The sequence below is a fragment of the Psychrobacter piscatorii genome (assembly GCF_043641605.1).
GTDB lineage: Bacteria > Pseudomonadota > Gammaproteobacteria > Pseudomonadales > Moraxellaceae > Psychrobacter > Psychrobacter piscatorii_C.
The window spans coordinates 297,430-323,334 of the sequence record NZ_JBHZRK010000002.1 but is presented as its reverse complement, the minus strand read 5'-3'; the positions used below and the strand labels follow the sequence as shown (position 1 = coordinate 323,334).

Sequence of the window (25,905 nt, the reverse complement as noted above, 5' to 3'; positions counted from 1 at the left end):
AAAGGACTGAGTCCTGTGCAATACAGAACTCAGTCCTTGGGGTAAACTAAACCGTCCAAGTTTTGGGGGGCAGTTCATACTAGGGGCTTTTTATTGTGTAAAAAACTAGGCGTAACACGTAAAGTAATACAGCAGGCTGTTATATTCAATAACTAGCTGGCCTTTGACTGCTGTGCTGCACTTGTCTGATTTTCTTTATATATCGCTGCCTGCAACCAGACATTGGCTTGTACATAGTCATGCACTTTAATGCTGGCGGTCTCTGGCGTATTAAGCGCACCAATACGTACGACAAAGGGATCTGCGTCCTGCTCACGCAATGTCACTACATCAAACAAAATGACAGATTTACCGTTAAATATCGTTTCTTGTTTGCCAAGCACTTGACCTTGACACCAAGCCTCATCTTCTTGCCCCAAAGTATCCCCAAATAAATAAGCACACATGTGACCTAAGTTGATTTCGACCGGCGCCATTTGTTCTTTGGTTTCAGGCTTCCATTCACTGATTTGCTCTTGCAGATCGTCTGGAATTTTTCCGTCATTGGCCGCGACGATATCATTAAACGCCCGGTGATAGCGGATAGACTCTTGGTCTTCTACCATGATGACTTCGTTTTGCTCACTGAGCTTGATCTCGTGCGCCCATGCGCTAAAGTTAACGAAATAAGACGTATCGCGCTGATACAAATGGCGATTGGTGGTATAGAGCTGATCAAAAGCATAAATAATGCTGCCATCAGCGGTACGCAAGCGTAACACTGCATCATGTGAGTTGTCATTGGCGATGACGCGCTCGATTTTACAGTCAAGCCCATAAGGACTATCAACACAAGGATAAGCGTTGATGAATCGCTCAGGCTTACCGTCTTTCATCGCGAGTACTTGATTGATATGGCATGGCTTGTCTTCTGATAACAACAAACAGCTGTCTTTTGCACTGACGTTGTTGTTCAGGCCTTTCGGCATTGCCGCCACTTCGATCATTTTTTGTAGCCACTCTGGCACATCGTTGCTCATATCATCGGTCAAAATACGCCAGTGATCGCCATGACCTGCAGACTGCTCATCGGTCAGTGTGATCTTGGTAGGAGTTTGAATGTTTTTATATTGGTAATTTATGGTCATGAAAATACTCAAAATTAAGTCAGCGTGGGGTTTGTGCCTAATACTGTGGTACGACGGTTACTTACCTACCATTCAGTATTTCAAATAACTGGTTTATGATGTCAGCGACATTGCCAGCAAAGAGTGAACAAACCACAATGAGGGTTAATGACAATTGTCCTTAGCCTATAATATATAGGTATCGATACATCTAATAGCAAGGCCTCTATAAAAAATAATAACAAAACCCAGTTTTTTGGTAAAAAATACGCTCAGTATCGGCTAATGACTGGCACATATTGGCTAAATTGTGTCAAACTAGCTCCCTTTTGACGGCTGTCCTCGGCTCGTCTGAAACCCTGTTTTTGTGTTCGATTTATATGTGAGTATGGCAAATGTCAGTTTATGATACATTTGTCACTGCTCGTTTTGTAGCCTATATAAAGTCGCACGTAGATAAGATAAAGAGTTTGAATATGTTTCGTCCTTTAGCGTTATTTATCGGCTTACGATACACCCGAGCAGAGCGCAGTAATGGCTTTATCTCCTTTATATCACTCATCTCAATGATTGGTCTGACGCTTGGGGTTGCCGTATTGATTACGGTGCTATCGGTCATGAATGGTTTTGATCGAGAATTAAAAACCCGTATTTTAGGAATGGTGCCGCAAGCCACGGTGGTCTCAACGGAGATTATTGGTGATTGGGAGCAGCTGGCTGATAAGATTAAAGAAGATCCAGAAGTTTCAGCTGTCGCACCCTTTATTCAATTGCAAGGGATGCTGACATCAAACGGTCAGGTCGCAGGGATTATGGTGACTGGTGTCGAGCCTGAATACGAAAAAAATGTCTCTATCATTAATGATCATATGGTCGAAGGCAGTATTGATACCTTGCAAAGTGGTGACTTTAGCATTGTATTGGGTGAGGAGATGGTGCAATCTTTGGGCTTGCAGATAGGGGACAAAGTGACTCTAGTGCTACCAGAAGCGTCGCCATCGCCAGCTGGTGTGATACCACGGTTTAAGCGCTTTACCTTGACAGGTATTTTCACCATCAGCCCAGAGGTAGACAGTCTGATGGCGTTCATCCCTATGGGTGATGCAGCAAAACTGTTGCGTCTGCCAGAAGGGGCGCAAGGCGTGCGTATGAAGCTCAATGATATCTTTACTGCGCCAATAGCAGCAGAGAAAGCCGCAGCCATTGCACCTCAGCAGTTATATCCTAATGATTGGACGCAAACGCACGGCAATCTGTTTGGTGCAATTCAGATGGAAAAAGCCATGGTTGGTTTACTACTGTTTTTGATCATCTTAGTTGCCGCTTTTAACATTGTCTCAAGTCTTGTGATGCTCGTCACTGACAAAAAAGCAGATATTGCCATTCTAAAAACCTTTGGCGCGTCTCCTCGTTTGATTACTCAAGTCTTTATGGTGCAAGGCGTGGTCATCGGTGTGATCGGCACCGTTGCTGGTACGATATTGGGTGTGATATTCGCACTCACCGTCAGTGATATTTTGGGCTTTATTAATCAAGTCTTTAATCTGAATCTTTTTGATGCTTATTTTGTGAATTATTTGCCGTCAGAGTTGCGTTTACTCGACGTGGTACTCATTACAGGTGCCTCATTTATATTGAGCTTTTTGGCAACGATTTATCCAGCACGCCGAGCGGCTAAGATTCAGCCTGCCCAGACACTACGTTATGAGTAATCCAGTCGCATAGATATCGACATAAATAAAATAAAGGAAGCGCTATGTCTGCCATTTTAAAGGCGACCAATATCAATAAAATATACGATGAGGGAGCCGTTAGTACGCAAGTATTGACTGGCCTTGATCTGACGGTTCATGCTGGTGAGCGCATTGCTATTGTCGGGACCAGTGGTTCAGGAAAAAGTACCTTGTTACATTTGCTTGGTGGTCTAGACACGCCCACGAGTGGTGAAGTCTGGTTACATGGTCAGTTATTAAATAGCATGAATGAGACCGAACGCGGCGCGATGCGCAATAAGCATTTGGGTTTCATTTATCAGTTTCACCATTTGCTAGCAGAGTTTACCGCAGTCGAGAACGTTGCGATGCCTTTACTGATGCGTCCAGAAGTGTCAACGACTGACGCACGCAAGCAAGCGATTGAGATTCTCGAAAATGTCGGTCTGGATCATCGGTTGATGCATAGACCAGGTGAGCTATCAGGTGGTGAACGTCAGCGTGTGGCGATTGCGCGTGCGCTAGTTACCAAGCCTTCGCTTATCTTGGCGGATGAGCCAACTGGTAACTTGGATTATGACAATGCGCAAAGTGTCTTTGGATTGCTGTCAGAGCTACAAAGCACCATGCAAACGGCGCTGCTCATGGTGACACATGATCGCAACTTAGCGGCTCTTGCTGATCGTCAATTATTGCTACGTAATGGTCATTGGGAACAGTATTAACGTCTATATGTGTTGAGATTTTCAGATGAATATAGGTGTCATGAGTTGGCACTTATAAGGGTTGTTCTGACGAAATATATTGTTGTATTATCAAGTAAATATTTCATAGCAAAAGATATAAAAGCTTGATTAACTAGCTGCTATATCTATTTTATAGGACTCCGAATAATGAACACAGATGACAATCCAATCGCCGCTTTTGGCAGTGCTGAAGAAGGTGATGAGCCGTTAAAGCCTTATATCGATCCAACCTTGTTTGACACCATCGATAGACAAGAACAAAAGGATCTCATCACACCCGTGTTTGATGCGATTACTTTGGCTGGGGTTGACTATGATTTAAAGGTTCAAGACAGCGCGACAGGTAAACGTTATACGCTCTGTAAAAACGACGAGGTTATTGAAATCGTCTCTATGGATAAAGATTTTACAGACAAGCTTATAGACGCCATAGAAAGAACCAAAGAAGAGTAATAGCTATTGCTTAAGACGCTGACGTTGACGTTGATACTGTTTAATATTAATACCGTTTAATGATGTTAAACGGTATTAATGTTTAGGCGATTTATCATCAGGCTTTTGCTGACGTTTTTGCCAACTCACGACCGTCTTGTAACGCCAAATCGCTTTAAAAGCAAGTCCACAAACGATGCTGGTTATAACCGCTAAAATCGTTAGCCCTATACAAAATGCTGCAAGTGATACAGTGCCTTTATAAGTAATAAAAGGGTTGGCGCCATCTGATAATGCCCATAAGCTAAAATCAGCAATCATTCTGCCGATGAAGCGCAAACTGATCACTGGTGCATCAATGATTTTTGCACCGATATAATACCCAGCATAAAAGATAGGCAAGCTGGTCACTGGATTGGTAATCCACGTCAGACCGAGAGCCATAGGTACATTAGCTCGAAAAATAAGCGAGCCAATCAAAGCCAGCAACATCTGTCCTGGCAGTGGAAAAAATGCGCTAAGCACGCCAATATAGACCGCTTTATTTAAGCTATGGCGGTTGAAGTGCCATAACCGAGGATCTGCCAAATGCGGGGCGAACAGTTTTAGGGTGCGACTTTCTAGGATTTTTTCCGGTGTAGGAAGCAGGTCTTTTAGACGTTTGTGGGACACAGTATCGCCTTTAATCGTTAACGACAGTCCGCTCAATTGTATTGATGGGCTGGTATAAAGTAATATTATGGATAAAAAATACCGATGAGGATACATAGAGTGGTGATGGTAGAAAGCCATCATTTTAATATGCCTCATCAGTATAGGGTAATATAAATATAAATGCTATTGCCTCACAGATATGATGCTTCAGTCGCTTCTAAAATGTCGATAAAAATGCCTGCTCTGGCGCTTTATTATCATCAATAACTGGCGTTAGTGCATTATAATATTTTGCTCATCAAGCAAGGAGTGCTGGTGTATTGGTTAGTTGGTAGCCTAGTAATTATTGCTATGATGGGTGTGTTGGCAGTTGCAGATAATGTGGCGATGCCGATCGATACGCCTTTATTGGATATGGTCAGTGCTTCCGGTTTGCTTTGGTTACTTGTCATATTTGCCATTATGCTGCTTAGTGCTACTCAACTTAACACTCATTCAGTAAATACTCAAAGTACCAATAAAACGCGTTCTGTCAGCTCACCTAATGATGTTAAGTTGTCACTTTTTAGCAGATACTTCTTATTTAGTCTATTAGCCATTGCGTTGATCATGGGCAGCGCATTACAAGCGCTAGTTGCGCATCATCAAGCTGAAACGACCAAAATCACTGACTCTATACGTGTACAAGCGCTCGTTCGTATCGAAGGGATAAGTGACAGCGTATATGATGCCAGTATAGATAGCGGCTATCGACAAGTAGCAGTGGTCACACAGTTAATGCCATTAGTCGATGCGTTGACTCCCCAAGATTTGGCAAATAGTACAAGTGATTATTCGAAGGAAGAAAATAATAGCCTAAGTAAAGGCTATAGTGACAATTTTGAAAAAACCCCCAATAATAATATCGAATACCGAGTATTGCTCAATGCCTATCCAAAGAACACATCAAATAATGATTCGTTCTCAAATTTGAATGATTTGCAGCCAGGTGATGAGTTATTTATGAGCTTAGCACTGGCACCATTGTCTACCTCCAAGCAAGCAATAAGCAACCCGTCTGGTTTCGATAGTTATCGTTGGTTGCGAGGTCGACATATTGATGGTGTGGCAAATATACTGGCGGTTAGTCCGTTGACTATCAACAAGAGCAGTAACGATGAAGCTTTACACCAAGCGCCGACGTCTGACTCCCATTTCCAGCGACTCCGTACTCGTATTGATATAGGACGTTGGCAATTAAGGGATCATTTTTATAGAGATTGGTCAGCACAAACCACAGCAGAGCAGCAGGCCAGAGCTGTCACATTGAGTTTGCTCACAGGTGACCGTAGCTTGATTAATCGCGACACCAAGGATCTATATCAACTGGCGGGTATCTCGCATTTGCTTGCAATATCAGGGACACACGTACTGTTTTTAGCCATTGTATTGGGCGGTACCGTTGTATTACTATTCAATCGCCTGTGCCCAGTGGTTTATCGTTATATGCCACGCTGGCAAGTGCGTTGGTGGGTAATGATTGGTGCTGCTTTTATCTATGCACTATTTACAGGTTTTGATGTGCCTGCTGCACGTACGGCTTGGATGCTACTGGCTATCGGCTTGGTAAGATTGACATTGCTACCTATCACTACCATGCGTGTGTTATTGGCACTGGCTGTCTTGATGGCATGGCAAGATCCGTATGTGTTGTGGCAGGCAGGGTATTGGCTATCTTTCATCGCAGTAGCGCTACTACTCAAGTATGAAGATACATCATATCAGCGCAATACAGCCGCTACGCCGCTACCATACAATGATAATAGTGAGAATGGGCGTGCTCACATAAGTAACGTCTTATTCCATCATGCATTACAAATTGCTCGGCGCATATTCAAGCTACAATTCTGGCTATTTTTGACTTTATTGCCTATCACGCTGCTCTTATTCGGTAAGGCGTCGCTATGGGGGCTTTTTGTCAATTTGTTTGCCATTGGGCTGTTTGGGTGGGTGATTGTACCGCTCAATTTATTAGCAGGGCTTTTTTACTTATTATCACCCACGATAGCCGACAGCATTTGGTCTTTGGTCAGTGCCATCGTCGACAATCTACATGAGTTGATTGGTTGGCTGACATCATTACCAGCATTAACAGACGCATGGCTTTATACACCAGTGAATATGGCGATATTGCTCATGGTGTTGTTAAGTATAATACCTTGGCTTTTGCCAAGAGGGCTGCTCAGTCGCTGGTTGATACTGCCTCCACTGATGCTGTTAATGATGACGGTGTATGCCAATCAGCAGTCAATCATAACAATGCCGACGTTATATATATTGCCAACGGGTGATCCATATATCAGTGCAGCCTTGCTACAATTCCCTTTAAATGATCAAAGCATTAGTAAAAATAAGGATGATTCCTTACTTGCGAAAGAAAGTACTAGCTGGCTGTTTTTGGCTGATCATAGACCAACCGCGACACGAACCATGCCAAGCAATCTTACAGCGGATAAAATATCTGCGTCTTTAGAGCAACAACTGGGCAGTTTGTCAGTCGATAAGCTAGAAGGCATCATAGTGCAGAGCAGTAGCACCGTACTGACTGACACATTGAATGCTAGTGAGCAAAGTATGGCCGTTAGTGCCAAAAGTTCTGAGTTATTACCGCTGGCAGTTGCGCAGTTGAATCAGCAGCTACCTGTCAGTCAATATTGGCAAGCTGGGCGCTCCGAGCGTTGGTCTGCATTTCAGCAAGCGCATAACACAGCAGCTCAGTCTAAAGGTAAGACGAATATCAGTGCGCAAGGTTGCGAGCAAGGCAAAACATGGCAGGTGGCTAGTGGTGATTTATCCATCCAAGCAATGACAGGCTGGAGCGAGATAGGTGATACCAGCGTGTGGGACTGTACAATTGCGATTGACAGCAGCGTACCTATACAAGTTCTAAGATACAACGCAGCCGATCCGCTAAAGTCATTGTCTGTAAGTTCTCAAACGAAAATAGCAGATAACCAGTTAGATACGGCTCACAAAAACTTGTCTCAATCACGGCTTATTTTGGACACCGATACACATCCACGCGTTTGGCAGATGTGGTCATTATTATGTTCAGCTGATTCGAATAACGACATTATGAGGTTTAAAAATATCACATGGCTGGGTCATAGTGCATCACAGATGACGACTGACGTCATGAGTCGTCAAAGCATTAATGAAATCATCACCTACGATGACAAACCTTTAGAAGCGTCTTTATCGCTGGATATAATCGACAACGGTGTTGACGCAGAAGTGACGAGTCCTTAAAAATATTGCTTATATTCTCAGTGTTACAATATGGTGATATTTCACAGTTATACTATTGAACCATTATCGAAATACCACCATACTTAGCAGCCTATTGATACCGATGATTGACACGGCGAGGAGATATTTATTTTTAGCCGTATCTACCAATATCATCTTTTTATTGTTTTAGATTGTTTCTGACTTAGGAAGTTATATGCCCAACTGGCCACCAGACCCAAACAAACGTCCTGATAATTCGGCAAATCAGCCAACGCCAATGCAGCAACCAAACGCGCCGAGCGGACAAGAGTGGAAAGTACTGGAAAACACCTTATTAGCTAGTGTGGTTGAGCAGCGCCGTGCTCGTCGCTGGAGTATTTTCTTTAAACTGTTGACCTTTGGTTATATCTTATTGATATTTTTGACCATAGGTCGCGGATGTAGTAGTTCGCCAACAGGTATGGATGCCGTTGATACTAGCTCGCCGCATTTGGCAGTGGTTGAGCTGCAAGGTGTGATCAGTAATGATGACGTGGCCAACGCTTACGATGTCAATGAGGCATTGAGAGACGCTTTTGCAAATAGTAACTCTAAAGCGGTGGCGTTAGACATTAACTCACCTGGTGGCTCACCGGTACAGTCTGATGAAATTTGGCAGACCATGATGGATCTGCGTAAAGAGTACCCGCATAAAAAACTTTATGCCGTTATTGGTGATATTGGTGCTTCAGGTGCTTATTATATTGCTTCTGCAGCAGATGAGATCTATGTCAATCCGTCGAGCTTGGTTGGTTCTATCGGTGTCATTATGCCAAGCTACAATGTCAAAGGTCTAATGGACAAAGTCGGCGTAGAAGATCGTACTATTACAGCAGGTGAGTACAAAGACATCTTGAGCTTGTCGCGTCCATTGACCGACTACGAAGAAAAACATGTTGAAGGTGTGCTTGCCAATACGCACAAGCATTTCATCAATGCCGTCAAAGAAGGCCGCGGTGATCGCCTGAAAAACCCTGAACAAAACAAACTGTTTTCAGGGTTGTTTTGGACTGGTGAGCAGTCTATCGAGCTAGGTCTGGCAGACAAAACAGGCAGTATCACAAGCCTCAGTAAACAATTAGAGCTTGATACGATCATCAGCTATAGCCCAACCGATCCGTTCCAAATGTTTATGGATCGTTTTGCGGTACAACTGGGCGCAGGCATCGGTTCTAGCATGAGTCTTGATGGATTCTTGCCCCAAGAAGAAGGCAATGCAAAAATGCGTTAAGCGTTTAATGTTTTAGATATACTGTGTATGATTGTTGAGGCTGAGCATATAATTATGTTCAGCCTTAATTGTATATAGTGCTAAAAATTACCTTAATATGAAATACAGTTGAATTATTAAAAATAATATATAAACCATCCCACGAGAGCCTGTTATGAGTGATGAAATCAATTTGCAGACCTTTGCTGCGCTACCTGTCTCCAAGATAACAAAAAAGCCTGTGCTTCATTTTGCCCATGCCAATGGGATGCCAAGTGCTGTCTATGAGCCATTTTTTGCAGGATTGTCAGCATTTTTTACGATTGAATATATTGCCATGTTGGGTGATACGCCCGATTATCCAGTGGATAATCATTGGCGCAGTCTGACACAGCAGGTGATCGATAGTGTAAAAACTGCCTGCGAGAAGCACGGCGTCACTCAGGTGGTCGGCGTGGGTCATTCACTTGGCGCCATGTGTACCTTGCAAGCAGCGTACCGTGAGCCAAAGCTGTTTGCTCAAGCAGTGCTCATGGATCCGCCTTGGATTTATGGCAAAGTTAGCTTGTTGTGGCATTTGGCAAAGACAGTAGATAAATTGCCTCTCACGAATAAGCGTTTGATGGATAAATTGTCGCCAGCGGGTATCTCTAAACATCGCCGTGATGTGTGGGACAGTCGAGCAGATGCGTATGAAAAAATGCGGCATAAAGGGTTTTTCAAAAACTTTGATGAGCGCAGCTTCCAAGGCTATATCGATCATGGCTTGCATGAGCGCGCGGATGGTAAAGTGACACTGGCTATCTCTAAAGCTAATGAAGTGGAAGTGTTTCGCACCAATCCTTCTTGGTATTGGTTGACACCGAATCGCGGCCCCAAGGTGCCTGTTACCTTGCTTATCGGTCAAGACAGTATCTTTTTAAAACGTCGGTTTCCCCAACAGATAAAGTCGCGCTTGGGTATCCCTTATGAGACTCATGAGGGTGGCCATATGTTCCCACTTGAGCACCCAGAGTCTGTATCGCAGCAGGTACTTGAACTGATTAAGCAGCAACTGTCAAAATAAAAGCAACGTATCGTTATGTAGGCTTGTGTCTAATACAAGCTGACAGCGTATTTTTTAAGTGACATATATATGCCAAAAAACGTGACAGCTTTACCGGATATCGCAATCTCGCCTGAGCGTCCGCCGTTATTTTCGCGCGTTGGTACATTTATGCTAACGGTAGGGATGGTGCTTGCGTTTTTTATCAGTCAGTTGGTAGGCGTCTATATCGCTGGCAAACTGGTATTACCTGCGACCAAAAATGCCTCGATGGGGGATATCTTCTTCTTTGGTAGTAACGATGGAACAGTCGTGAGCTTATCGATACTCATCGGTTGTGTATTGCTGGTGGCAATTAGCGTGCTTATCATTCGTTTGAAAGGCGGTAGTCTGCGTCAATATTTAGCATTAAAGCCGTTTTCATTTGCGTTTGGTATGGGCATGCTAGGATTGCTATTGATATTTATGATAGTCAGTCAGGCGCTGACCTATATGCTGGATATGACGCCGTTAGTATTTGTAGATCCACTATACCAGTCTGTTAGTTCAGTGTGGCTGCTGGTATTTGCAATGGTCGTGGTTGCACCTATCTATGAAGAAGTGGTCTTTCGTGGCATATTATGGTCAGCCATTGCAGAGCAGTTCAAGGCGCCGTTGTATCCAGCGCACCGCGGTGCAATAGTTGCGAGTATCGTGACCAGTTTGATATTTGCCATTATCCATGTGCAGTATGGCATTTATGAAATTAGTACCATTGTGGTGTTGGCATTCATATTTTGTTATGCACGTATCAAGTCAGGGTCGCTATTGCTGCCAATCGTACTGCATATCGTGAATAATGGCGCAGCGATGTGGCAGTATCTTGCGCAAGCGGCGTAGATAACATGCTAGCCACGACAATGGCTAGCACTTGAATTCTATCAATTCAGTTATACCAACATTTAGCTATGCGTTAGGATTTAACGATAATACTTCATCGGCTGCTCGTTTAATGTCATCGAGCGTGAGCTGAGGTTTGCCGCTCAATGCTTGCCGCCATTTGCGTGCACCCATCAATCCTTGAAACAATCCTAGATAATGCCGTGTCATCGTGGGTAGTGCTTCGCCTTTGGCGATTTGTTCTTGTAGATAAGGGTAGAGCTGCTCTAAAATCTCTGAGCGCTTAGGTATCGCGTCGGGTGCTGCCTCGTTCCATAAGCTATTGGCTTCTGCTAATAGATACGGGTTGTGATAAAACGCCCGACCAATCATCACGCCATCGATATGTTGCAAATGCATTTTTATGTCTTCAATGGTATCAATACCGCCATTGATCTCAATATCAAGCTCAGGAAAGTCTTGTTTTAGACGATAGACATCCTCGTAGCGTAGCGGTGGTATCTCGCGGTTTTGCTTAGGACTCAGCCCTTGTAGCCACGCGGTACGTGCATGAACGATAAAACGCGTACAGCCAGCAGCCGCAACGGTCTGCACAAAATCCACCATAAACTCGTAACTGTCAAAATCATCGATACCGATACGGTGTTTGACCGTCACGGGGATATCGACTGCAGCTTGCATGTGCTTGACCAAGTCAGCCACCGTTTTTGGCTCTGCCATTAGACAGGCACCTATCTTGTTGTGTTGCACACGATCAGAAGGGCAACCAACATTGATATTGACTTCATCATAGCCGTATTGCTGAGCAAATTCGGCGCATTGTGTCATCTCACTGATATCTGCTCCGCCAAGCTGCAATACCAGTGGATGCTCAAGTGTGTCAAAGCGTAGGTGCCGTGCGCGGTTACCGTGTATCAATGCACCGGTGCTAATCATTTCGGTATACAGGTACGTGTGCGGGTTAAATAGTCGCGCAAAGTAACGATAATCTGTCGTTGTCCAATCAATCATTGGCGCAACAGAGAGGCGTTTGTTGGTCATATCAACCATGGTTATCAAGCCTTAATATCTGTGTCTTAAACAAATGGATAAGGTGCAATGAGATATCTCATTGCACCTTAGTTTTAAACATCGTTCGAATTAGTGACTGATCTATTATTTATAAAATAACATGATCAATCTTTTTGAATTCAGGCAAATTATAGAAATAAAGCCCCATAATAATACCGATAGAGCCCACAAAGGCAATATATAGCGCTGGCGAGAAACTGATGAGTGTCGTGGCGTAACCAAGACCAAAGGGTATCAGCACACCCACGATACCGTAGGTAATATTATAACAAAAAGAAATGCCGGTGAGACGTACATTGGTCGGAAATAGCTGCACTAAAATGGCAGGGATCATGCCCACGATACCGGCACAGAACCCTAGCAATGCATACATGATTAAGATATAGTCGCCACCCGCCTGCAGATGATAAAAGAACGCCAACATTTGAGCGATAAGTAAAATAGAACCAGTCACTAGAATTTTGCCAAAGTTGTCATGATTAGAAATAAGGCCGTAGAATATACAACCAAAAATCATAAAGATGATGCCCAGACTATGAGAAAAATTAAACAAGTCAGTATCTAAAGCAAAGTTTATTGCTATTAAATCAGGTAACATCAGAATAATAACGGAGGTGATACTAGAGATAATTAATGTCAGTACCATACCGACAAATATAGAATGCTTGCAGTGTTTGAATAGTATAGTGAGCGGTTTGCGTACGTCAGTGCCAATTTGGGGCTTGTCTAATGCCAGAAAAAAGGGTGTCTCTCCAACGAGTCGCCACACCAATAACGGCAAAAAGCTCAATACAGCGGCAACCAAAAATGGCAAGCGCCAGCCGTAGTCGGTCAATTGATCCGTCGTCATAATGCTAGAAAGCCACATAAAAAACGTATTTGAAAACAGCACGCCTACTAAAAAGCTGGCAGTCACATAGCTACAGGCTACTGACAGATACTGCCGAGGGACATGCTCTGCCACAAATACCCAAGATAAAGGAACATAGAGACCGTACGCCATACCCTGTATTATTCTTAAGAGAATAAACAAAGCAGGAGCAAGCGCACCCCACTGTGCATAAGTGGGCAAAAATGCCATTGCTAGCAGACTGCATGCGGTGACAACTATCGCAATCAACAGGACGGGTTTTCGACCTTTTATATCGCCGTAACGCCCAAAGAGAATACCTCCGATTGGCCGTGCCAAATAACCGATAACAAACAGCCCCATTCCTTGCAGCTTAGCAACCGTAGGATCGCTGTTAGCAGGGAAGATGGCAGCCGAGACAATGTCTGCAATGTACAAATAAATCAAAAAATCAAAAAAGATTACAGCGCTGATAAAGCTGATAAACATCACGACGTTTTTGTCTTTAGCAGACATCAAGGCATATTTAGAACGAGTCGGCATAATAGATCACGCATCCACGGAGTAAAGTGGTCATTAAGACGATCATCGTTTAGATAACCGTGCACAATAAAAACCGGCAAATCAATGCATAGAGATAATGATTTGCCGAAAAAATAAACTTAGAGATTTATACTAAAGACTTCGATGACAGGATGTTGATCTAACAGAAATTAGACTTTTTATCCTGAATGTTTAAGCGTTGATGCGTAGGACATTTCACATGTTATAATAGCCAATCAATAGGTAACCATGACATGATGGTCAGCCAAACATGGTCACTCATGTCAACGCGTGGCTCTGAGTCATAGACAACTTCTTTACCGTCTTCCATGGTATGCCACTCCAAGCTACCGTTGTCTAGCAGCTTAACTTCATAGGCTTGGTTTAACAAATCATCACTCAGCGCCCCGTGCAGCTGTCTTGCCAGCTCATCATCATTGATGATTACACCCATTTCAGTATTGATATTGGCAGAGCGAGGGTCAACGTTGTAGGAGCCGATAAACACTTGATAATCGTCTACCGCAAACGTTTTTGCATGCAAACTCGTTGATGACTGACTACGCGCACGCCAGAGTTTATTGTCGCGTTTTTCTTCAGCTGCTGTTGATTTTAGCTCATATATTTTTACACCTGAGCGAAGCAGGCTAGGGCGCCATTGACTATAACCAGAATGAACAGCGGTCACGTCGGTCGCATCAAATGAGTTGGTTAATATTTTGATGTCAACGCCAGATTCGGCCAGCTTCACCAAAGTATCGACCCCATCTTTGGTCGGGACAAAATAAGACGAGATGATTGTCAGTTTTTTGGTTGGGCTACCGAGTAACGTACGCAGTTGATGCACCAAGTTGGTCTCAGATGAGACGCTTTTGGACAGCTTGCCAACATCGTCACTCAAAAACTGCATGTCTGTCCAACGAAACGGCACGCGTTTGTTGATCAGATCAGTGTCTATCGTCGAGTCTTTGATGGCGGCTTTATAAACCGTCAAGCTACTGCCTTCGTTATTTTCCTCATCTATACCCAGCTTGTCTAATGCCTTCAAAAAATCAGGCGTGACGTCATCGTCGAACTTGGCTAAAGTTTCGATGTCAAACGACAGCGGCGATGACCAGTAACTGGCAAAGCTATTATCAATGTCTGCGACGACTTTACCAATCAGTAAAACATCCAAATCCGCAAACTGGCTGCTTTGATCGTTACTCAGGTACTCATTACCGATATTACGTCCGCCGATAATGGTAATCTGTTTATCAAACGTCATACTTTTATTGTGCATACGGCGATTGATACGCGGCAATCCTGTGACGTAGTTCAATGTTGAAAACTTACGATGCATCAATGGATTGATGATACGCACCGCGATATTAGGGTGGCTCGCAAAACGTAATAGGTGCTGATCAAATTTTGCACTGTTATTAAAGTCATCTAACAACAAACGCACGATCACACCGCGCTCAGCTGCTTCCCATAAGTCTTTCAGCAGTAGTTGGCCAGCCTGATCATTGTGCCAAATATAGTACTGTGCATCGATATTGCGCGTGGCCATACCCGTCAAGATACTACGGGCGGCAAACGCATTTGCCCCAGTGACGATCGGATGATAGCCTGACAAATCAGGATGAATGTCATTTTGCGCACTAACAGCGGCCACTAGGTCGGTGTTGCTGACTCCAGCTGCTGTTTTTTGTTCAATCTTTGGGCTGTCTTCTTTTTGATATAAAGCATTGACTCGCGCTGATAGCGCTTGGCTCTCAGGTAGATGCGGCTTTTCGGGTAGGCTCTGGCAAGCGCTTAGACATAAAGTCAGCCCAAGTGTCAGACTCAACGATAAGCTGCTTGGTTCTATACTGAACATCGACATAACGAATTTACCTTAATGAGCCTAAATATACTGATAAATAAAATGCATGGATAAATAATTTGCTAAAATTGTTCATCTATTTTTAAGGATGATAGCATTGATTGGACGGTCTATAAAAATATCACCAACGCCAAAATTCAAATCGTCGCTAAGCTTAGCAGCTGTTAGCATATCTGCCTATTATAAATACGTTATTTTTGTTAGGTTTGACGATTGATTTTATCGTGATTTACTGTCGGTTGAATCTGCATAATGGCTGTCATATTGAACATCCATTTATTTCAATAAGTAAAATTAAGAATTAGATGTTATCTGAAACCAGATGTGTGGAATAAATCGGCATGTTATGATAACGCTGATGAATTTGCTTGATAATCAAAAAAATAAGCAGTCCTTTTATACCAACCAAAACAAAGCAACGGAACGTCTATGAGTCAGTCGCAAACGAAAGATGAGAATAATTTGAACCAAAAAAACTCAAACGATGGGTTAGATCCAAACTGGCGTAACGATGCCTTAGATTTAGGATTAGATTACGGTATGCAGACGATTGCTGTGCGGGCAGGTCAGCACCGTACCGACGAGGGCGAGCATTCAGAGCCGATCTTTACCACCAGCTCTTATGTTTATCAATCAGCAGCTGATGCCGCCGCCCATTTCGATGGTACAAAGACAGGGAATGTCTACTCGCGTCATACCAACCCAAGCGTCCGTACTTTTGAGCGTCGTCTCGCCGCGCTAGAAAACGGTGAGCGCGCGGTTGCAACGGCCTCTGGTATGGGTGCGATTTTGACCATGTGCTTGGCATATCTAAAAGCGGGCGACCATCTGCTCGCTGCCAATCAGTTATTCGGCTCGTCTATCGGTCTATTTAACAACTATATGGCCAAATTTGGCGTTGAAGTCAGCTATGTTGATTGCTTTGACAATGAGGCATGGGCCAACGCCGTTCAACCAAATACCAAAGTGATTTATTGCGAAAGCCCAAGTAATCCATTGGCGCAGATTTGCGATATTGGTTATTTGAGCGAGCTATGTAAAGCCAACGACATATTACTGGTCGTTGACAACTGCTTTGCCACGCCAGCATTGCAGCGCCCATTAGATTTGGGTGCCGATGTGGTGATTCACTCTGCGACCAAATATTTGGATGGTCAGGGTCGCGTATTAGGCGGTGCATTGGTCGGTAGTGACAAATTGATGCAAGAAGCGTTTACGGTAGTACGCTCAGGCGGTATCAGCATGAGTCCGTTCAATGCTTGGGTGTTTACTAAAGGGCTTGAAACGCTCAAACTCCGTATGCAAGCGCATTGCCAAAATGCCAATCAAGTCGCAGAATTTTTGGTCAATCACCCTAATGTCAGTACGGTGCATTTCTCAGGCCTGAGCGACCATTCTGCACATGAGCTCGCCACTCGCCAACATCATATGAAAGATGGCTACGGTGCTATCATGGGTTTTGAAGTCAAGGCATCTGATAGTCGCGATACAAAAGAAGCGGCTTGGCATGTGATTGACTCGACTCAAATGGTCTCTATCACCAATAACTTGGGCGATGCCAAAACCACGATTACTCATCCTGCGACCACCACCCATTTCCGCCTCACCCCTGAGGCTCGTGCCGAAGCAGGTGTCAAAGACGGTCTGATTCGTCTATCAGTCGGTTTGGAAGATGTTGAAGATATTATCAAAGATTTGGCGCGTGGTTTAGACAGTTTGTAAAGATAGCGGTATAATGCCGTCAGTATTTTATTTTAGACTTTACATTATCCCATGTATTATTATAAGACAAAGAGGCAACTATGAACATTCAAGCATTGATGCAACAAGCACAAACGATGCAAAAGAAAGTAGAAGCAAACGTTGAAAACGCTAAAAAAGAGCTCGCGAACAAAGAAGTACAAGCAGAAGCGGGCAGTGGTCTGGTTAAAGTCACCATGACTGGTCGTCATGTGGTCAAGCGTTTGACCATCGATCCAAGTCTGCTAGAAGATGAACCAGATATGATCGAAGATCTTATCGCTGCGGCTATCAACGATGCGGTGCGTCAAGCGGATGAGCTATACGAAGAAACCATGGCTGGCGCGACCTCAGGTATGGGTCTACCACCAGGTATGCAAGGCATGTTCTAAGCATTAAATACTTTAGACTGAACACAAAAATGGGGTTGTTATCGACACGATACGACCCCATTTTTATAGCTACGGTTTTTTAAATTAAGTTAAATTCAGTTAAATTCAGTCAACTAAAGGAAGCTACTTTGCTTACAGCCAAATTTGATCAGCTGGTCAAACAGCTGCGTATATTGCCGGGTGTGGGTCAAAAAAGTGCCCAACGAATGGCGCTACATCTGCTCAGTAAAAAACGCCCACAAGGTATGGCACTCGCCCAAGCACTAGACGAAGCCATGCGCGATATCGTTGAATGTCAGCGCTGTCATAGCTTTAGTGATGAGACTATATGTCCGCTTTGCCAAGACCCTAGACGTGATGATGGGTTGCTGTGTGTGGTCGAGACAGCAGCAGATGTGATGGCAATCGAGCAAACGGCAGGATATCGTGGTCGCTATTTTGTGCTTGGCGGACATTTATCCCCGATTGATGGAATCAGTGCAGATGATCTAAATATTGATCAGCTGGTATGGCGAGTCAAACAAGAGCCTGTTGAAGAGATTATACTGGCGACAGGTACGACGGTTGAAGGGCAGACCACCGCACATTTTATTAGCGAGGCGGTCAGTCGTCATGTCAATAAAGTCACGCGTTTGGCACAAGGGGTACCGATGGGCGGCGAGCTTGAGTATCTAGATAGTATGACGCTGGGTCAAGCCATGCAAAACCGCTCTTTTTTATAAGGTTTTGATTGCATCAAAGTCTTGCCCCTTTCATTTCGTGAAATTGTTATAATTGCTTTATTATTGTGCTCTTTTCTAATTTTATTAAGACGCAGTATCGCGTTTTATTTTCTCTTATTTATGCAGGTATCTGCCCGTGTCCAATAACGTTTCAAACGCCTCAGCTCAATCAAATGCTTCTGATATCAATGATGGCCCATTACAAGAAGCCGCTAATACTGAGCCAATGTCAGTAACTACAGTATCTGAGTCAGCTGCTAATACTCCAGATGTTGAAGTGCTAGATATTGATGAACTATTGGATATTGCCGATGACGTTGCTATTACATGGGTACGTAAACAAAGCGATTTAGATGAAGTTATTGATGCCTTAGCGACTTGCGGACGCGTGGCCTTAGATACTGAGTTTATCAAGCGTGACACTTATTATCCGCGTTTGGCACTCGTACAGTTGAATACGGGTAATCACGTATATTTACTAGATGCACCTGAGTTGCAATTATCTGAGTTGTGGGAAGCGCTACGCAAAGTCGATGTGGCCATCTGGCATGCTTGCGGTGAAGACTTGGGTATTTTTTATCTGCTATCTGGCTGTCCGCCATTGACCAATATTTTTGATACGCAAATTGCGTTGTCTTATTTAACCGGTCAATTACAAATGGGCTATCAGCAGGCATTGGCAGGTCAGCTAGATATGCATATCGATAAAGAGCACAGTCAGTCTGATTGGCTCCAGCGCCCGTTGACAGATGAGCAGGAGCAATATGCCATCGATGATGTGCGTTATTTGCCAGCGCTGTATCTCAGTATCGAACATGCGCTTAAGGCACAAGGCCTATACGATTACGTCTGGGCTGACTGTCAGCTCTATGCCAGTGATTTGTATGACTTGCAGCACGTCGAAGATGAAGCGATGTATCTGACGATGGCTGATTATCGCTATAACTCACAGCAAATGGCGATACTCAAAGGGATTGCGACGTGGCGAGAAGAGCTGGCACGTGCGACCAACCAGCCGCGTACGTTTATCATCAAAAAGCAAGCGGTACGTGAGATCGTCACTGAAAAACCAAACAGCATGCGTGAGCTGGCGCACAAAACGACGATGCACCGTAGCATGCTGCGCTTATATGGTGAAGAGCTGCTTAAGATAATAAGAGAAGCCAAAAGCCTACCACCTGCTGAGCATCCAGCTTGTCTAGTGCCGCCATATCGCTCAAAAAACAAAATCTTGTCAAAAGCAGTGCAGCAAGCGATTGATGATCACGCTAAGGCTATCGGCGTGCCTAGCAGCGTTTTAATGCGCAAAAAATGGCTAGGACAGCTGTATGAAGTCATTGCTCTTGATAAAGATCTCAGCGAATTACCACAAGGGTTAAAAGGCTGGCGCAATGACTGGGTCGTCCAGACGTTGATTCCAGTGATCAGCAAGCATAAAACTGAATTGCAACAAGGGATGGGTATTAGATAGCAAATACAGCCAACTCAAAAAATTGATGCCTAATTTCACATTGCTTGTTTTTTAAACCAATTTTTTAAATCAATCAATGGTAGTATCAATTTTTTTCTCTATCGATAAATGGGCGTTTTAGAAAATCGTGCTTACGCTTTTACTCAGTCATATCTATTCCATTATTCGCTGTCATCTAGGGCATTTTAGGTATTAAAAAATATGCCCTAGTGTTCAAACTCACCGTTTTCCAAAAACAAAATCACTTGCCGAGCCACTTCTTTATTGACCAGCATGCCTGTATGGGTAACGGGAAGGACGATATGGTCGTTGGCGCATTCTAGTCGAGTTTCGCTGACGTAGACAGTGCCATCATGAGCACAGTTTTCTGCCACTGCTGATTCGCCTTCTTTATTCAGTTTGCGATTATGATATTGCAAAAAAAGTTGCCCTAAGCCGCGCGGTTTATCGCCTGCAATCACGCCCAGATGGATATGTTCAGGACAGGACGTCGCTGTACCATCGAGCGCATCAATATAAGAACGTCCTACAATCAAAGGACTCAGACGCCACACATAATCGGCGCAAACACTACCCACATGCGGCGTGCCAAGCGTGACGCAGCGCCCAATTTGCCATTTGGGATAATTGGCCAAGAAATCACGAATAATCAATCCACCCAAGCTATGACCGACCAAATCTATCGGTTGATCGGGGTTGTGGTTGGTACTCAGCCATTCATGTAATCGCAGGCTGTTGGTTTTGATACTATCGCGCATGCTGCGATAGCTGTATTGATGGGTGGCAAAGCCTTGCGCTCGTAGACGCTTCGCTAATGGACGCATCATCCAAGTCGTTTGATGCAAGCCATGTATCAAAATCACAAGGTTTTTTCGTGTAGGCGCTTTTTGTTCCATGTCTTTTTGTTGCATAATAATATCCAAATGAGTAACATTATAAGGTTTTTTATCAACGCTTGTTTATCAAAATGAGCGGATAGACAGACATCTTATATTAGCGCTTTAGGGGTAAGGGTTGTCAAATTATCTGAGTTTTTTAATCTCAATGTTAGCCATTGTTACGCTGTCAGGTTGTACCACTTATAGAGCGGAGAGACCACCAGTTGTTCAGGTAGAGATGCCAGAAATGGTGGTAGTAAGCGAACCTATAGCAGCTAAGACACCTCTGCAAATTTCTACTTGGTCCCCAGCCAAAACGGATGGTAGATTTACAGCGATGACAGCGGGATATTTGACAGTTATCAATAACTGCCTTGCTTTGACTAGGGATAGTGACGAGGTGCCGACAAAAGATAATAGTCTTCTGCTAGTATTAGCAGATACGTCTTTTTCATGGGATGCCGCTCAGGAAGTACTGCTATTTGAAGGAAAGCCTTATAAGATTGGCGATGAGCTTTATCTCGGCGGCGCGGCGTTTACTTATCCTAAAGGAATCCTGACAGGTGAAAATATAAAGCTCAACTGGATAGATTGTGGTTTGAATAAAGGTTGGTTGGGCGGTTAAGTCTCATTAATAGTGTAAAAATTTAACAATGCACGCATAAAACAAAACCGCCAAATCAGTCGCTGATTTGGCGGTTTGTTATAAAATAAACGAGCAGTTATCAAAAATGATAATTACATATAGTTTTCGATACTTGGGCAAGAGCACATTAGGTTCTTATCACCATACGCATCATCGACGCGCGCAACACTTGGCCAGAACTTGTTTGCACGGATGTATGGTAGTGGGAATGCAGCAGTCTCACGGCTGTAAGGATGCGTCCACTCTTCGCCAGTAATCATAGCTGCGGTATGCGGTGCATTGACTAATGGGTTGTCTTCTAGCGTCCAGTTATCTTCACCAGCTTTGGCTTTCATGGCTTCAGCTTTGATAGACTTTAGCGCACTGATAAAGCGATCCAACTCTTCTTTTGACTCAGACTCTGTTGGCTCAATCATAAGCGTGCCAGCGACTGGGAAGCTCATCGTTGGCGAATGGAAACCATAATCCATCAAGCGCTTAGCGATATCGCTTTCTGTGATGCCAGTCTCTTCTTTTAACGGACGAATATCGATGATACATTCGTGAGCCACACGGCCGTTTTTGCCAGCATATAGGACAGGGTAGTGACCTTTTAATTCGGCTGCCACATAGTTTGCGTTCAACAATGCCAATTCAGTGGCTTTTAATAGACCATCACGGCCCATCATAGCAATGTACATCCATGAGATAGGCAAAATGCTCGCCGAACCATAAGGTGCTGCTGATACGGCTGAGCAGTCTTTTTGTGCATTATGGACAGGGCTTAGCGTGTGGTTGGCCATAAATGGTGCCAAATGCGCCTTCATGCCGATAGGACCCATACCTGGGCCACCGCCGCCATGCGGGATACAGAAAGTCTTATGCAAGTTCATGTGCAGTACATCAGCACCAACGTCTGCAGGCTGCATCATGCCTACCTGAGCGTTCATGTTTGCGCCGTCCATATAGACCTGACCGCCATGCTTGTGAGTCAAATCACAGATATGACGGATGCCTTCTTCAAACACACCATGCGTTGATGGATAGGTAATCATCAAAGCACCCAAACGTTCGCTGTGCTCTTCACATTTAGCAGTCAGATCAGCAATATCAACGTTGCCGTTTTCATCGGTTCTGACCACGACCACTTGCATGCCCATCATCATGGCGGTAGCAGGGTTGGTACCGTGCGCTGACATAGGAATCAAGCAAACGTCACGATTGGTCTCGCCCAGTGACTCATGATAACGACGGATAGCAAGCAGACCTGCATACTCACCAGAGGCGCCAGAGTTTGGCTGCATAGACACATCATCAAAACCGGTAATGGCTTTGAGTTGGTCTTGTAGACTATCAATCATCGCGATATAGCCAGTGACTTGGTCGCGTGGTGCAAAAGGATGGACATTGGCAAATTCAGGCCAAGTGATAGGTAACATCTCACTGGTGGCGTTGAGTTTCATGGTACAGCTACCCAGTGAAATCATACTGCGGTTCATCGCTAGATCTTTGTCTTCAAGCGACTTTAGGTAGCGTAGCATTTCATGCTCGGTATGATGCGAGTTGAATACTGGATGAGTCAAGATATCATCCGTACGCAGGTGTGTGCTATCTAGAGAGACGCGAGCTGTTTCAGGTAAATCGTGTGACTTATTGACGAATAGCTGAGTCAACGTGTTGAAGTCTTGCTGATCGCTGGTTTCACTAAAGGCAACGCTCAATTTGGTGTCGCTTAAACGCCATAAGTTGTAGCCAACGTTGTCTGCATTTTTGAAGATTTGAGTAGCTAATTTCTCTGAACCACAATCAACCACGACTGTATCGAAGAATTGATCGTGTACTACATTTAGGCTACTGTCATTGGCTTCTTTGATAGCATCAGCGAAAGCAGTCGCAAACGCATGAATACGAGTGGCGATGCGTTTGACGCCGCCTGGTCCATGATATACCGCATACATACCAGCGAGGTTAGCGAGCAATACTTGCGAGGTACAGATGTTTGAGTTGGCTTTTTCGCGGCGGATATGCTGCTCACGCGTCTGTAGCGCCATACGTAATGCGGTATTGCCCTGTGCGTCTTTAGATACGCCAATGATACGACCAGGCGCTGAGCGTTTTGCTTTATCAGAGAACGCAAAATAAGCGGCATGTGGACCACCAAAGCCCATTGGAATACCGAAACGCTGAGTACTACCTAGCGCTACGTCCGCACCCATGTCGGCTGGTGATTTTAATAACACCAAGCTCATGATGTCACTGACGACACTGACGTAAGTCTTGTTTTCTTTTACGGCCGCGATGACGTCTGTTAAGTCTTTAACGTCGCCTTCTACGCCAACATACTGGAATAGCGCACCGAAATAGTCGCCTGATTTGGCCGTTTCAAAATCACCAACGACCACTTCCCAACCAAAGTACTTAGCACGAGTATTGATGACATCTAGCGTTTGTGGATAGACGCGCTCATCGACGAAATACTGCGTTGATTTACTTTTGCTCACACGCTTTGACATCGCCATTGCTTCTGCCGCTGCTGTTGCTTCATCAAGCAATGACGCACCAGCCAGCTCAAGACCTGTTAGATCAATACATACTTGTTGGAAGTTTAGCAATGCTTCTAGACGGCCTTGCGCGATTTCAGCTTGATAAGGGGTATAGGCGGTGTACCAGCCTGGATTTTCAAGGACATTACGCTGAATGACCGCAGGCATACGGACAGGAGAGTAGCCTTGACCGATATAGCTTTTGTTAACAGTGATGTCGTCTGCCATCGTGCGTAGTTTGGCAAGTGCAGCGTGCTCACTCATCGCCACTGGCAAATCCAATTCTTTGTGCAAACGTACTGGCTCAGGCACAGTGTCATTGATAAAGCTTTGCATATCTTTATAACCAACAGCGCTGAGTAGGTCAGCTTGCTTGGTCTCGTTCGAACCTAAGTGGCGATAGACAAATTCAGCTTCGTTGAACAATCCTTGAAAGGTATCAAACGATGGGTTTTGAGAGATAGTCATGACAATCCTTGGTTAAGGGAGTAATAAACAAAATAGCAATTAAGAAAACATTGTGAGCAGTTAAGGAAACACTGTGAGCGGTACGTTATACGTAATGCACAAACTGTTTTTGATCAAAACGGAACTGGGTGTTGTAAACGCCATTGTCAGCACGTTCACCTGCGCCAATCATCATAATGATATGTTGATCGTCGCCTAGGCCTAGTAATCGCTTCATAGCAGGCTCATCAAAGCCGCCCATAGCACAGCTATCAAACCCATGAGCACGTAGTGCTAGCATGAGGTTTTCGGCGGCAAGTGCGGTGTTATTGGTTGCCCAGTTTTTGGTGTCTTCAAACGTATAGTAAGGCGATTTAATTGGGCCTTTTACGCGTCTGACCACTTGCGTCGCGCCCCATTTTGCAGCCGAAACCACGTTGGCTGGGCCGCGCAAAAAGTCCATCGTAACGACTTTGTTATAGTAGTCTTTCACTTTCTTAGGGACTGGCTGATCAGGGTATTCGCGCAATATTTGCTGAGCATGCTCATGCCAGATGTCGGTGCGAGCAACGATAGCGATTAAGCGCGCCGATGTTTTTGCCGCGTTTTGGTTCATACAGTTTTTGATGGCGCGTTTGCGATTGTCAGTATCATCGATAACATAAAACTCCCACGGCTGTAAGTTGCTAGAGTTTGGTGCTAGCATGGCCAAACGCAGACAGTCTGCCAGTACGTCGTCAGGGATGGGCGTGTCAGTAAAACGGCGCACGGAACGGCGTGATTCTACGATATCGCGAAAGGCTTGTAGCTGCGGCGTATGGTTTGGTGTGGCGATGGGGTCTTTATTATCGGTGTTGGCATTCATATTAGGATCCATGCTGAGAATTGGGTTATCAGTTTGCGTCGTTATTGATAGTACGTATTCATTGGAATTCGAATAGGTGATCAATACGAGTCAATGAGATAATGCTTGAGAGCAATAACATCGGACGATAATGGTTTTTGGTGGTCTATATATAAAGCTGCTTTCAAATAACAAGCATGGTCAATGAGCCAATACTTTTCATGAGAAAGATTTTTAAATCGTTTAAATAGAGAGTATAGATACCAGCTGTTGCCAGTATCTATGATGTTTAGTCGGGGCTAGTGCTTTGTATAAGCTAACGTCTTACAAGTGCTAATGTCTTGTGAGAGCATACTCAGCTTACGTGCTTAGCTTATAAGTCGCTTTCGTACTCATCAGCAGTCATTAGGGCTTCGTAGTCAGCGATGTTGTCAGGTTTCATTCTGAAGAACCAACCTTCGCCGTATGGGTCAGAGTTGATGATTTCAGGATCATCTTCTAGTGCTTCGTTGATAGCGATGACTTCACCTGAGATAGGTGCATAAACGTCAGAAGCCGCTTTGACAGACTCAACCACTGAGACTTCGTCATCAACAGCGATGATATCGCCCACATCTGGTAGCTCAACGAATACCACATCACCCAATAGATCTTGAGCATGGTCAGTGATACCAACAGTGATCGTACCGTCGTCTTCTAGGCGTAGCCACTCGTGACTCGCAATATATTTTAGCTCTGCTGGGATGTTGCTCATGGTCTCTCCTGAATAGGTATTTAGTAAGAAGTTATAGTATATAAGATACTCTTTACTTCTCAATG

21 protein-coding genes are annotated in these 25,905 nt (G+C 44.3%); 12 read left to right on the top strand and 9 right to left on the bottom strand.

The genetic code is table 11. The features are described from left to right. Nucleotides 1-152 precede the first annotated feature (152 nt). On the bottom strand, nt 153-1,127 hold the full coding sequence (locus tag ACHUET_RS03730) for a hypothetical protein (protein WP_371532455.1): 975 nt from the start codon (nt 1,125-1,127) through the stop codon (nt 153-155). A gap of 455 nt (nt 1,128-1,582) precedes the next feature. On the opposite strand from ACHUET_RS03730, the gene ACHUET_RS03725 reads away from it, so the two are divergent. The 3 genes from ACHUET_RS03725 (at nt 1,583) to ACHUET_RS03715 (ending at nt 4,017) form a co-directional block, all read left to right on the top strand. Continuing rightward, a complete protein-coding gene (locus tag ACHUET_RS03725) occupies nt 1,583-2,818 on the top strand; it encodes a lipoprotein-releasing ABC transporter permease subunit (RefSeq protein WP_394210773.1) in 1,236 nt (411 codons plus the stop codon). Nucleotides 2,819-2,862: 44 nt separating this feature from the next. Beyond that, complete coding sequence (lolD, locus tag ACHUET_RS03720) at nt 2,863-3,543, top strand: lipoprotein-releasing ABC transporter ATP-binding protein LolD (protein ID WP_058024770.1); 681 nt, start codon at nt 2,863-2,865, stop codon at nt 3,541-3,543. 168 nt (nt 3,544-3,711) lie between these two features. Next, nucleotides 3,712-4,017 (top strand): hypothetical protein, encoded by a 306-nt coding sequence (locus tag ACHUET_RS03715; RefSeq protein ID WP_394210770.1) that lies wholly within the window; start codon nt 3,712-3,714, stop codon nt 4,015-4,017. Between the two features lie 75 nt (nt 4,018-4,092). Here ACHUET_RS03715 and ACHUET_RS03710 read toward each other — a convergent pair whose 3' ends face one another. Beyond that, nucleotides 4,093-4,668 carry a DUF2062 domain-containing protein gene (locus tag ACHUET_RS03710; protein ID WP_394210768.1) on the bottom strand — a complete coding sequence of 192 codons (576 nt, stop codon included), beginning with the start codon at nt 4,666-4,668 and terminating at the stop codon, nt 4,093-4,095. A gap of 297 nt (nt 4,669-4,965) precedes the next feature. On the opposite strand from ACHUET_RS03710, the gene ACHUET_RS03705 reads away from it, so the two are divergent. The 4 genes from ACHUET_RS03705 to ACHUET_RS03690 all read left to right on the top strand — a co-directional run bounded on the left by ACHUET_RS03705 (nt 4,966) and on the right by ACHUET_RS03690 (nt 11,093). Continuing rightward, nucleotides 4,966-7,938 carry a ComEC/Rec2 family competence protein gene (locus tag ACHUET_RS03705; RefSeq protein ID WP_394210766.1) on the top strand — a complete coding sequence of 991 codons (2,973 nt, stop codon included), beginning with the start codon at nt 4,966-4,968 and terminating at the stop codon, nt 7,936-7,938. A gap of 196 nt (nt 7,939-8,134) precedes the next feature. Next, a complete protein-coding gene (gene sppA, locus ACHUET_RS03700) occupies nt 8,135-9,190 on the top strand; it encodes a signal peptide peptidase SppA (protein ID WP_394210764.1) in 1,056 nt (351 codons plus the stop codon). Nucleotides 9,191-9,344: 154 nt separating this feature from the next. Further along, on the top strand, nt 9,345-10,235 hold the full coding sequence (locus ACHUET_RS03695) for an alpha/beta fold hydrolase (RefSeq protein ID WP_394210762.1): 891 nt from the start codon (nt 9,345-9,347) through the stop codon (nt 10,233-10,235). Between the two features lie 69 nt (nt 10,236-10,304). Continuing rightward, the gene (locus ACHUET_RS03690) at nt 10,305-11,093 is read left to right on the top strand and encodes a CPBP family intramembrane glutamic endopeptidase (protein ID WP_394210760.1); all 789 of its coding nucleotides are present in this window, start codon (nt 10,305-10,307) and stop codon (nt 11,091-11,093) included. Nucleotides 11,094-11,159: 66 nt separating this feature from the next. Here the strand turns inward: ACHUET_RS03690 and dusA are convergent, their stop codons facing one another. From dusA to ACHUET_RS03675, 3 genes are all read right to left on the bottom strand, one after another. After that, nucleotides 11,160-12,143, bottom strand: coding sequence for a tRNA dihydrouridine(20/20a) synthase DusA (gene dusA / locus ACHUET_RS03685; protein WP_394210759.1), 984 nt, complete (start codon nt 12,141-12,143; stop codon nt 11,160-11,162). A gap of 109 nt (nt 12,144-12,252) precedes the next feature. Then, a complete protein-coding gene (locus ACHUET_RS03680; RefSeq protein WP_394210757.1) occupies nt 12,253-13,557 on the bottom strand; it encodes an MFS transporter in 1,305 nt (434 codons plus the stop codon). A 223-nt stretch (nt 13,558-13,780) separates the two neighbouring features. Then, nucleotides 13,781-15,424, bottom strand: coding sequence for a phospholipase D family protein (locus tag ACHUET_RS03675; protein WP_394210755.1), 1,644 nt, complete (start codon nt 15,422-15,424; stop codon nt 13,781-13,783). 429 nt (nt 15,425-15,853) lie between these two features. On the opposite strand from ACHUET_RS03675, the gene ACHUET_RS03670 reads away from it, so the two are divergent. From ACHUET_RS03670 to ACHUET_RS03655, 4 genes are all read left to right on the top strand, one after another. Next, on the top strand, nt 15,854-17,146 hold the full coding sequence (locus ACHUET_RS03670; RefSeq protein ID WP_394210753.1) for an O-succinylhomoserine sulfhydrylase: 1,293 nt from the start codon (nt 15,854-15,856) through the stop codon (nt 17,144-17,146). Between the two features lie 80 nt (nt 17,147-17,226). Further along, entirely contained in the window at nt 17,227-17,556 is a 330-nt protein-coding gene (locus ACHUET_RS03665; RefSeq protein WP_025651278.1) for a YbaB/EbfC family nucleoid-associated protein, read from the top strand. Nucleotides 17,557-17,684: 128 nt separating this feature from the next. Beyond that, nucleotides 17,685-18,278: a recombination mediator RecR gene (gene recR, locus ACHUET_RS03660; RefSeq protein ID WP_394210751.1), complete on the top strand. Its 594-nt coding sequence runs from the start codon at nt 17,685-17,687 to the stop codon at nt 18,276-18,278. Nucleotides 18,279-18,414: 136 nt separating this feature from the next. Then, the gene (locus ACHUET_RS03655; RefSeq protein ID WP_394210749.1) at nt 18,415-19,749 is read left to right on the top strand and encodes a ribonuclease D; all 1,335 of its coding nucleotides are present in this window, start codon (nt 18,415-18,417) and stop codon (nt 19,747-19,749) included. Nucleotides 19,750-19,955: 206 nt separating this feature from the next. Here the strand turns inward: ACHUET_RS03655 and ACHUET_RS03650 are convergent, their stop codons facing one another. Next, complete coding sequence (locus ACHUET_RS03650; protein ID WP_394210748.1) at nt 19,956-20,660, bottom strand: esterase/lipase family protein; 705 nt, start codon at nt 20,658-20,660, stop codon at nt 19,956-19,958. Nucleotides 20,661-20,793: 133 nt separating this feature from the next. Between ACHUET_RS03650 and ACHUET_RS03645 the strand changes: the two genes are divergently transcribed. Beyond that, a complete protein-coding gene (locus tag ACHUET_RS03645) occupies nt 20,794-21,252 on the top strand; it encodes a hypothetical protein (protein WP_394210746.1) in 459 nt (152 codons plus the stop codon). A 113-nt stretch (nt 21,253-21,365) separates the two neighbouring features. On the opposite strand, the gene gcvP is transcribed toward ACHUET_RS03645, so the two are convergent. The 3 genes from gcvP to gcvH form a co-directional block, all read right to left on the bottom strand. After that, on the bottom strand, nt 21,366-24,263 hold the full coding sequence (gene gcvP, locus ACHUET_RS03640) for an aminomethyl-transferring glycine dehydrogenase (protein WP_394210744.1): 2,898 nt from the start codon (nt 24,261-24,263) through the stop codon (nt 21,366-21,368). A gap of 85 nt (nt 24,264-24,348) precedes the next feature. After that, nucleotides 24,349-25,107 carry a nitroreductase family protein gene (locus ACHUET_RS03635; protein ID WP_394210742.1) on the bottom strand — a complete coding sequence of 253 codons (759 nt, stop codon included), beginning with the start codon at nt 25,105-25,107 and terminating at the stop codon, nt 24,349-24,351. A 352-nt stretch (nt 25,108-25,459) separates the two neighbouring features. Continuing rightward, on the bottom strand, nt 25,460-25,840 hold the full coding sequence (gcvH, locus tag ACHUET_RS03630) for a glycine cleavage system protein GcvH (RefSeq protein ID WP_201598259.1): 381 nt from the start codon (nt 25,838-25,840) through the stop codon (nt 25,460-25,462). Nucleotides 25,841-25,905 lie beyond the last annotated feature (65 nt).

Coding starts and splice junctions, on each gene's coding strand:
- ACHUET_RS03680 (WP_394210757.1), bottom strand. CDS start 13,557: ATGCCGACTCGTTCTAAATATGCCTTGATGTCTGCTAAAGACAAAAAC.
- sppA (WP_394210764.1), top strand. CDS start 8,135: ATGCCCAACTGGCCACCAGACCCAAACAAACGTCCTGATAATTCGGCA.
- gcvP (WP_394210744.1), bottom strand. CDS start 24,263: ATGACTATCTCTCAAAACCCATCGTTTGATACCTTTCAAGGATTGTTC.
- ACHUET_RS03695 (WP_394210762.1), top strand. CDS start 9,345: ATGAGTGATGAAATCAATTTGCAGACCTTTGCTGCGCTACCTGTCTCC.
- ACHUET_RS03645 (WP_394210746.1), top strand. CDS start 20,794: ATGTTAGCCATTGTTACGCTGTCAGGTTGTACCACTTATAGAGCGGAG.
- ACHUET_RS03670 (WP_394210753.1), top strand. CDS start 15,854: ATGAGTCAGTCGCAAACGAAAGATGAGAATAATTTGAACCAAAAAAAC.
- ACHUET_RS03635 (WP_394210742.1), bottom strand. CDS start 25,107: ATGAATGCCAACACCGATAATAAAGACCCCATCGCCACACCAAACCAT.
- ACHUET_RS03725 (WP_394210773.1), top strand. CDS start 1,583: ATGTTTCGTCCTTTAGCGTTATTTATCGGCTTACGATACACCCGAGCA.
- dusA (WP_394210759.1), bottom strand. CDS start 12,143: ATGGTTGATATGACCAACAAACGCCTCTCTGTTGCGCCAATGATTGAT.
- ACHUET_RS03675 (WP_394210755.1), bottom strand. CDS start 15,424: ATGTCGATGTTCAGTATAGAACCAAGCAGCTTATCGTTGAGTCTGACA.
- ACHUET_RS03650 (WP_394210748.1), bottom strand. CDS start 20,660: ATGCAACAAAAAGACATGGAACAAAAAGCGCCTACACGAAAAAACCTT.
- gcvH (WP_201598259.1), bottom strand. CDS start 25,840: ATGAGCAACATCCCAGCAGAGCTAAAATATATTGCGAGTCACGAGTGG.
- ACHUET_RS03665 (WP_025651278.1), top strand. CDS start 17,227: ATGAACATTCAAGCATTGATGCAACAAGCACAAACGATGCAAAAGAAA.
- lolD (WP_058024770.1), top strand. CDS start 2,863: ATGTCTGCCATTTTAAAGGCGACCAATATCAATAAAATATACGATGAG.
- ACHUET_RS03715 (WP_394210770.1), top strand. CDS start 3,712: ATGAACACAGATGACAATCCAATCGCCGCTTTTGGCAGTGCTGAAGAA.
- ACHUET_RS03690 (WP_394210760.1), top strand. CDS start 10,305: ATGCCAAAAAACGTGACAGCTTTACCGGATATCGCAATCTCGCCTGAG.
- ACHUET_RS03730 (WP_371532455.1), bottom strand. CDS start 1,127: ATGACCATAAATTACCAATATAAAAACATTCAAACTCCTACCAAGATC.